Source organism: Candidatus Aeolococcus gillhamiae, assembly GCF_016464765.1.
Taxonomy (GTDB): Bacteria; Chloroflexota; Dormibacteria; order Aeolococcales; family Aeolococcaceae; genus Aeolococcus; species Aeolococcus gillhamiae.
This window is the reverse complement of the sequence record NZ_JAEKNS010000046.1, coordinates 1-8238: the sequence shown is the minus strand read 5'-3', so window position 1 is coordinate 8238 and position 8238 is coordinate 1. Positions and strand designations below refer to the sequence as shown.

8 protein-coding genes are annotated in these 8238 nt (G+C 67.9%); all 8 read left to right on the top strand.

Annotation, left to right across the window (positions count from 1 at the left end; all coding sequences use genetic code 11):
• Nucleotides 1–76: 76 nt before the first annotated feature.
• Nucleotides 77–958, top strand: a complete 882-nt coding sequence (locus JF886_RS03950) for a branched-chain amino acid ABC transporter permease (RefSeq protein ID WP_337309827.1) — start codon at nucleotides 77–79, stop codon at nucleotides 956–958.
• On the top strand, nucleotides 955–1968 hold the full coding sequence (locus JF886_RS03945; protein ID WP_337309825.1) for a branched-chain amino acid ABC transporter permease: 1014 nt from the start codon (nucleotides 955–957) through the stop codon (nucleotides 1966–1968). The genes JF886_RS03950 and JF886_RS03945 overlap by 4 nt, the downstream gene beginning before the upstream one ends.
• Complete coding sequence (locus JF886_RS03940) at nucleotides 1965–2753, top strand: ABC transporter ATP-binding protein (RefSeq protein WP_337309823.1); 789 nt, start codon at nucleotides 1965–1967, stop codon at nucleotides 2751–2753. The genes JF886_RS03945 and JF886_RS03940 overlap by 4 nt, the downstream gene beginning before the upstream one ends.
• Nucleotides 2746–3492 (top strand): ABC transporter ATP-binding protein, encoded by a 747-nt coding sequence (locus JF886_RS03935; RefSeq protein ID WP_337309821.1) that lies wholly within the window; start codon nucleotides 2746–2748, stop codon nucleotides 3490–3492. Before JF886_RS03940 ends, JF886_RS03935 begins: the two co-directional genes overlap by 8 nt.
• Nucleotides 3493–3499: 7 nt before the next feature.
• Nucleotides 3500–4711, top strand: a complete 1212-nt coding sequence (locus JF886_RS03930; protein WP_337309819.1) for a CaiB/BaiF CoA transferase family protein — start codon at nucleotides 3500–3502, stop codon at nucleotides 4709–4711.
• Nucleotides 4708–5493 (top strand): enoyl-CoA hydratase/isomerase family protein, encoded by a 786-nt coding sequence (locus tag JF886_RS03925; protein WP_337309816.1) that lies wholly within the window; start codon nucleotides 4708–4710, stop codon nucleotides 5491–5493. Before JF886_RS03930 ends, JF886_RS03925 begins: the two co-directional genes overlap by 4 nt.
• Entirely contained in the window at nucleotides 5490–6659 is a 1170-nt protein-coding gene (locus tag JF886_RS03920; protein ID WP_337309814.1) for a pyridoxal-phosphate-dependent aminotransferase family protein, read from the top strand. Before JF886_RS03925 ends, JF886_RS03920 begins: the two co-directional genes overlap by 4 nt.
• Before the next feature lie 44 nt (nucleotides 6660–6703).
• Nucleotides 6704–8238, top strand: a 1535-nt coding sequence (locus JF886_RS03915) for an FAD-binding oxidoreductase (RefSeq protein ID WP_337309829.1), incomplete at its 3' end; no start/stop codon positions are given.

Below are 8238 nucleotides of genomic sequence, written 5' to 3'. Positions count from 1 at the left end.
ACGCGCATCCTCGCGCGTTGCCGCCTCTACCTCTGACCTCGCGCCCTGTCCAGCCACGTCCTCGGAGAACGCCCCAGTGCATCAGGCTCTGCTGACACTCGGATTCGGACTCGTCGCGGCCGCGATCCTCTCGCTCTCCGCCCTGGCGTTCACGCTCGAGTATTCGGTCACCAACGTCGCCAACCTCTCCCACGGCGAGATCCTCACGGTCGGTGCGTACTGCGCGTACCTAGTGCAGCAGCACGGTGGTGGCGTGATCCTCTCAGGGCTGGCCGCGGCCGCCGGCGGAGGAGCACTTGCGCTCGCGGTGCACAACGGCGTCGTCGACCGCTTCGTCCGCAAGGGCATCGGCGGGCTGCCGACGTTCATCGCCACCCTGGGTGTGTCACTGGTCATCCAGAACCTGCTGGTGATCATCTTCGGGGCCTCGAACCTCGGCTATCAGATCCCCCAGGGAGCACCGCGCAACGTGGGACCGTTTCTCTGGACCGACACCGAGATCCAGATCATCCTTTCCGCGGTTGCCATCACCGCACTCCTGTACGTGATCATCCAACACACCCGGTTCGGCAAGTCGCTGCGCGCCGTGTCTCAGAACCGCTCCCTGGCAAGCGTTTCCGGCATCAACGCGCATCGCGTGTCGGCGCTCACCTGGCTGCTGGCCGGCCTCATCGCCGGGTACGCCGGCTTCGTCCTCGCGGAGAGCGTGGGCACGTTCAGCCCGTACTCAGGCTTCACGTTCTTCCTGATCACCCTGACCGCCGCCGTAGCCGGCGGGTTGGGGAAGGCAGTGGGCACCCTCGTCGGCGGCGTCATCGTCGGCATCGCGCTCGAGTTTTTCGGGGGATACCTCAGCGCGCAGTACAACCTGGCGTTCGCGTTCGCCATCCTTTCGCTTGTCATCCTGGTACGCCCGCGCGGACTCTTCGTCGGCGGCAGGCGGAGCGTCTTCGAATGATCGACTACCTGGTCACCATCCTCACCGAGGGCTCGATCTTCGCGATCATGGCGCTCGGCCTCAACATCGTGTGGGGCTGGTCGGGCGACTTCGATCTCGCCTACTACGGCTACGTCGCGCTCGGCGCCTACATGACGCTGGTGCTGACCATCGGGCCGCCCACCGCACCGACGTCGTACATCCTCGGAGCGTCACTGCCGTTTCCCGTCGCCGTCATCCTGGCTGTGCTCAGCTCCATGGTGCTTGCGTTGATCGTGGGTGCGATCGCGCTGCGTCACCTCCGGGGCATCTACTTTTCGATTGTGACGCTTGGCGCCGTGTATGTCCTGTACATCTTCGCGGGGCAGTTCGTGCCCCTGTTCAACGGCTTCAACGGAGTCTCCGGCCTCTTCGACCCGATGGCGGATGTGCTCGGGCTCGATTTCACCAGCTATCCGTTCTTCTACCTGGGCCTGTGCGTTGTCGTGCTGGCGCTCGTCCTCGTGTTCGTGACACGGCTGGACAGAAGCCGTTTCGGCCTTGCTCTGCGGAGCCTACGCGAAGACGAGCGCGCCGCGGCGGCCTTCGGTCGCGACATCTACATGCTGAAGCTCAAGGCCTATGTGCTCGGGGCGGGCCTCGGCGGCCTGGGCGGAGCGCTGTTCGCCGGCTACCTCAGCGCATTCAATCCCTCGGCGTGGTCACCCGTCGAGACGATCATCCTGTACGCGGCGATCCTCGTCGGCGGCCGCGGCAGCACCCGTGGAGTCGTCCTTGGGGTGGCGGTCATGGTGATGGGTTTGCAGGAAGCCACGCGCTACCTCCCGGAGATCGCGGGTCACCCCGCCTACGCGCCAGCGTTCCGCCTGATCCTCACTGGCATCATCCTCGTGCTCTTCATCCGGTTCCGTCCGCAGGGCATCCTTCCCGAGCGCCGTATGCGCGACAACGATCCCGGCGACAAGGGCGGCGTCTCAGTCGCTGTCGAGCACCCCGTCACCGGGCCCGCTCTCGACACCGGCGCGGCATGACGGCGCTGCTCGAGGTGCACGACCTCAGCAAGCACTTCGGTGGCTTGGCGGCGGTGAACGCCTGCACGTTCACGGCCGCTGAAGGGCAGATCACCGGCTTGATCGGGCCCAACGGCGCGGGCAAGAGCACCGCCATCGACCTGGTGAGCGGGTTCAAGATCCCGGACACCGGGACCGTGCTGTTCGAGGGCAGCCAGGTTCAGGGTAAAGCCCCGCATCGCATCTCCCGGATGGGCATGATCCGCACCTTCCAGACGCCGCGCGAGTGGCCGGCCCTCACCGTCCTCGAGAACCTCTTGTTGGCTCGTTGGGACGGCCGCCGTGAGCGCTTCTGGCGTTCGGTCCGCGGTCCCAGCCGGGCGGAGAAGGCGGCAGCGGCCGACCAGGTGGTCCGTGCACGCAACATCCTGGACGAATTCAGTCTGCTCGAGTTGCGCAACGAGCGGGCCGGCAACCTCAGCGGCGGCCAGAAGCGGCTCGTCGAGTTTGCCCGCATCCGCATGGCCCAACCGCGGTTGGTGATCCTCGACGAGCCGATGGGTGGCGTCAACCCGGTCCTCGGCGAACGCATGGCCACTGCCGTCCTCGGATTCGTGACCGACGGGACGTCCGTGGTCATCGTCGAGCACAACCTTCCGTTCATCGAGCGGGTGACCGACAACGTCATCGTCATGTCGGAGGGCAGGGTCATCGCCGAGGGCCCGTTCGACTCGCTGCGCAGCAACCAGGACGTTGTCGACGCCTATCTCGGGGAGATGCCCACATATGACGACGCTGTTGTCTGAGTCCGCGACGCCGGTGGTCACCACCGCTGTCGCTCTTGACGTTGAGGGCATCACAGCGGGGTACGGCGGCCCGCCCATTGTCGAGAGGGTGAGCATTCGCGCCCATCGGGGCGCCATCACCGCCATCGTCGGACCCAACGGCGCCGGCAAATCAACGCTGCTCAAGGCGATTGCCGGGGTCATCCGTCCGACGGGGGGCGCTGTACGGGTCGAGGGCAAGAACGTCACCGGCCTGGCCCCTGAGAAGCTCGTGCGGCGCGGCATCGCTTACGTCCCCCAGGTGGCCAACGTGTTCCCCCAGCTCACCGTGCACGAAAACCTGGAGATGGGCGGATACATCCGCTCGCACGGTGTGCAGGAACGCGCCGAGGAGCTGTACCAGCTGTTTCCAGACCTCAAAGCCGCCCACAGCCGGCGCGCGGAGACGCTCAGCGGCGGCCAGCGCACCATGCTCGCGATGGCCCGTGGGCTGATGGTTGACCCTGCGGTGCTCATCCTCGACGAGCCCAGTGCCGGACTGTCGCCCAAGTTCCAGAGCACGGTGTGGGAGCGCATCGAGCAGGTGCGCGCCACCGACGTCGCCGTCGTCGTCGTCGAGCAGAACACACGCGAGACGTTGCGGCACGCAGCGTGGGCGTACGTCCTCGTGCTCGGGCAGAACCGTCTCGACGGCCCTGGTCGTGAGCTTCTCCACAACGACGAGGTGGTGAGGCTCTACGTCGGCGTACTCACAAAGTAGCGCAGAGATGGCCGTATCGCCGGCGCCGGACACCGCGCCGCTCGCCGGGCTGCGCGTCCTGGACCTCAGCCGCATCCTCTCCGGGCCCTTTGCCACCATGATCTTTGCGGACCTCGGGGCGGAGGTCATCAAGCTGGAGAACCCGGTCACCGGTGACGACACCCGCGAATGGGCTCCGCCCTTCCAGGGCCCGGAATCTGCGTATTTCCTGGCGGTGAACCGCAACAAGCGCGGCATCGCCGTCGACCTCAAGACCGACGAAGGCCGCGCCATCGCGCGCAAGCTCGCCGCCTCCTGTGACGTGCTGGTGGAGAACTTCCGACCGGGAACCGCCTCGCGGCTGGGGCTCGGCTACGACGAGCTGTCAACGCTCAATCCTCGGATCATCTACGCCTCCATCTCCGGCTTCGGGCAGACCGGACCCCTTCGCGCAGAGCCGGGCTACGACGCCATCGCGCAGGCGCTCGGCGGGGTGATGAGCGTCACGGGCGAAGCCGACGGCGAGCCGGTGCGGGTGGGCAACTCGGCGGCCGACATCGGTGCCGGAATGTGGGCTGCGATCGGCATTCTCGCCGCCCTTCATGCGCGAGCCACCACCGGACACGGGGAGTGGATCGACATCTCCCTTCTCGACGGCCAGATCGCATGGTTAACGTACCTCGCCGGCGGCTATTTCGCGTCGGGCGACGTGCCCAGACGCTACGGCTCCGCCCACCCCACCATCGTTCCGTACCAGGCGCTGCGGACCAAGGACGGTCACCTGATGGTCGCGGTCGGCAACGACACCCTCTGGCGTCGCTTTGCGGATCTGGTCGGGCTGGAGACTCTCGTCGACGACCCGCGCTTCGCCACCAACCCCGATCGCGTGGTCAACCGCGCCACCCTGATTCCCCTGGTCGAGGATGCGCTGGCCGCGCGCACCTCGGCCGAGTGGGCCGAGCTGCTGTCGGGCGTCGGCATCCCCGCCGGCGCCATCAACGATGTGAAGTCGGCCCTGGAGCATCCCCAAGTGGCGGCGCGCGACATGATTCTCACTGTCGATCACCCGACCGCCGGAACACTGAGGCTGACCGGCTCACCGATCAAGCTGACCCGCCACGTCACCACGGCGCATCGTGCACCGCCCACCCTCGGACAGCACACGGACGAGGTGCTGGCGGAGCTGGGCTACTCGCAGTCTGAGCTTGCGGCTCTTCGCGGCAAGGGCGTGGTGCGATGAGCAGGGTGATGGCGCCGCAGGTGACGCGGTCCTCCGGCGGTCGCGTCGCCCGGATCGTCATCGGTCCGGGGGTGCGGCGCAATGCGCTGACCAGTGCCGGCTGGGCGGGGATCGAGCGCGCGGTCGGTCGATTGGCGACCGACGACTCGCTTCGCGTCGTGGTCATCGAGGGCGCATCGGGTTGGTTCTGCGCCGGGTCTGACATTCGCGAATGGGATGCGGCCTCGATGGACGACGTCGAGCTGAGCTTCCAGAGGATGGAAGCGGCATGCCGAGCCGTCGAGGAGCTGCCCGTGCCGGTGATCGGTAAGGTGCGCGGAGCCGCTGCCGGCGCCGGTTGTCAGCTGGCTTTGGCCTGCGACCTGCGGGTGATGTCGGACAACGCATCCATCGGCATGCCGATCGCCGTCCTCGGCATCCTTGTCTCGGTGTCGTTCGCAAACCGGCTCACCGCCGTTGCCGGGGCAGCCGCTGCACGAGAGTTGCTCTACACCGGCCGGATGGTGGGCGCGGAGGAGGCGGTCCGACTCGGGCTCGCCAACGCGTGCGTGCGCGGCGAGGACCTCGATCGCCGTGTGGACCAGGTCATCGATTCAATCCTGGGCGCGTCCGGAGCCGCCGTCCGTGCCGCGAAGAGCGCTGTCAGCGCTATTCAGGCTCCGGCGCGAGTCGCCGCAGGCGCCGTGGCGGGCGGTTCGCCGGTTGCCTACGACGACTTCAGCAAGGGTGTCGACGCCTTCCTCCACCGCCGCCGCGCGCGTGCGCACCGCCTGGCGCGATGACCGTCCACCCCGGACGCCACTTCCTGCAGATACCCGGCCCCACCAACGTGCCGGACCGTGTGCTCCGGGCCATCTCCATGCCCACCATCGACCACCGCGGCCCGGAATTTGCCGCGCTGGTCATGGAGCTTCTCGACCGCGTCCGCGTCCCGTTCGGCACCGAAGGGCCCGTGGTCATCTTCCCCTCCTCGGGGTCGGGTGCCTGGGAGGCCGCACTGGTCAACACTTTGAGCAAGGGCGATCGAGTCGTTGTCTTCGAGACCGGGCAATTCTCCGCGCTGTGGGCGGCCATGGCGGCCCAGCTCGGTCTCGAGGTGACCACCATCGCCGGTGATTGGCGGCACGGCGCTTCACCGGAGGAGTTGGCCGCAGCGCTCGCGGAGGACACTGAACACCTCATCCGCGCGGTCATGGTGGTTCACAGCGAAACGTCCACCGGCATTTGCAGCCGCATCCCCGAGATCCGCCACGCCATCGACCAAGCCAGGCACCCTGCCATGCTGTTCGTCGACGCTGTTTCCTCGGTGGGAGCAGCTGAGTACCACCATGACGAATGGGGCGTGGACGTGACCATCTGTGGATCACAGAAGGGCCTGATGCTGCCACCGGGTCTCGGGTTCAACGCCATCAGCGACAAGGCGCTGGCCGCGGCCAAGACGGCGGACCTACCGCGGTCATATTGGGGTTGGGAATCCGTGCTGTCCTTCAACAACCGTGGCTTCTTTCCGTACACGCCGCCCACCAACCTCCTCTACGGCCTGCGTGAGGCGCTGTTGATGCTCGAGGAGGAGAGTCTGCCCGCGGTGTTCGCGCGCCACCTGCGATTGGCGCAGGCGACCCGCAGCGCCGTGCGCGCGTGGGGCCTCGAGATCCTGTGCCAGGACGAGCGCGAGCACTCCCCGGTGGTGACCGCAGTTCTCGTCCCTGACGGGCATGACGCCGACGCGCTGCGTGCGCAGATCCTCGGGGACTTCGACATGTCTCTCGGCGCCGGCCTGGGGAAAGTCGCCGGCAAGGTGTTCCGCATCGGCCACGTCGGTCACTTCAACGAGCTGTCACTCATCGGGACGCTCGGCGGCGTGGAGATGGGACTGGCGCGCTCGCCCATCCCGTACACGCCCGGTGGCGTGGCCGCTGCGCTCGACCACCTCGCCGACAGCCGGTGACGGCCGTTCCCGTGAGCGAGCTCGCGGTTGCCTTGCGCACCGCCATGTCGGGCGACGTGCGCGACGATCCGTACACGCGCAGCATCTTCTCCCGGGACGCGAGCGCGTACAGCATCGAGCCCCTGGCGGTGGCATTCCCCCGCGACGCCGAGGATGTCGCCGCGGCGGTCCGGGTGTGCGCACAGCATGGTGTGCCCGTCCTGCCACGCGGTGCCGGCACCAGCCTCGCCGGTCAGACCGTCGGTCGCGCGGTCATCCTCGACACATCGCGGCACATGGATTCCATCCTCCAGGTGGACGCACACACGCGCAGCGCGCGTGTGCAGCCGGGCGTGGTCCAGGACGACCTCAATCGCGCCGCAGCGCGGCACGGTCTCCTGTTCGGCCCCGATACCTCGACGAGCAACCGGGCGACCATCGGCGGCATGATCGGCAACAACTCGGCGGGAAGCGGGTCGGTCCTGTACGGCATGACCATCGACCACGTCATCTCGCTCGACGTCGTGTTGAGTGACGGCAGCCGGGCCACGCTCGCCCCCGTCGACATCGCTCGGGTGGCCCAGCACGCCGCGGCCGACACGTTGGAGGGCAGCCTGTACCGCCGCCTTCCGGCCCTGGTCGAGGCGCACCGCGCGGCGATCGGCAGCGGTTTCCCCGACTACTGGCGCCGCGCCGGTGGCTACCGGCTGGACCGCCTGGCCGGGTCGTCCCCGTTCGACCTGGCGCGCTTCGTGGTCGGCTCGGAGGGGACCCTGGTGATGATCAGCGAGGCGACCGTGGGGTTGGTGCCACTCCCGGCCGCCAAGGCCATCGCAGTCGGTCACTTCACCTCGGTGAGCGGGGCCATCGCCGCCACGGAGGACGCGCTCACCTTCGGGCCCAGCGCTGTCGAGCTGATCGACAAGACCATCCTCGATCTCTCCCGGCAGAAGCTCGAGTTCGCCGCGCTGGGCTCCATTCTCGACGGCGACCCCGGTGCACTGCTGTTCGTCACCTTCAACGGCGACTCGCCGGCAGAGGCAGCGGCCGGCGTCGAGAAGCTTGCCGAGCTGTGGCAGCGGCACGGCCACGGCTACAGCACTCTGCGCGCCACCACGCCTGCCCAGCAGGGCGCGCTGCTGCGGGTGCGCTCAGCGGGGCTCGGGCTTCTGATGGCGGCAAGCACCGGGACGCGCCGCCCCGTCGCCTTCATCGAGGACACCGCAGTCGACCCCGCTCGGCTCAGCGACTACACCGCGCGGTTCGCGGCGGTGTTGCGCGGCCACGGCCTTGACGCCGGCTTCTATGGCCATTGCTCGGTGGGCTGCCTGCACATCCGCCCGTTCATGGACCTGACGAAGCCCGCGGAGGTGAACACCATGCGCGCGGTGGCGGAGGAGATCCGCGACCTGGTCAAGGAATTCGGGGGCGCTAACTCCAGCGAACACGGTGACGGCCTGGCGCGCAGCGAGTTCAACCGGCACATCTTCGGCGACGAGCTGTACGAGGCGATGCGCGAGGTGAAGCGGATCTTCGACCCCGACAATCGCCTGAACCCGGGCAAGATCGTCGACTCGCCGCGGATGACCGAGAACCTCCG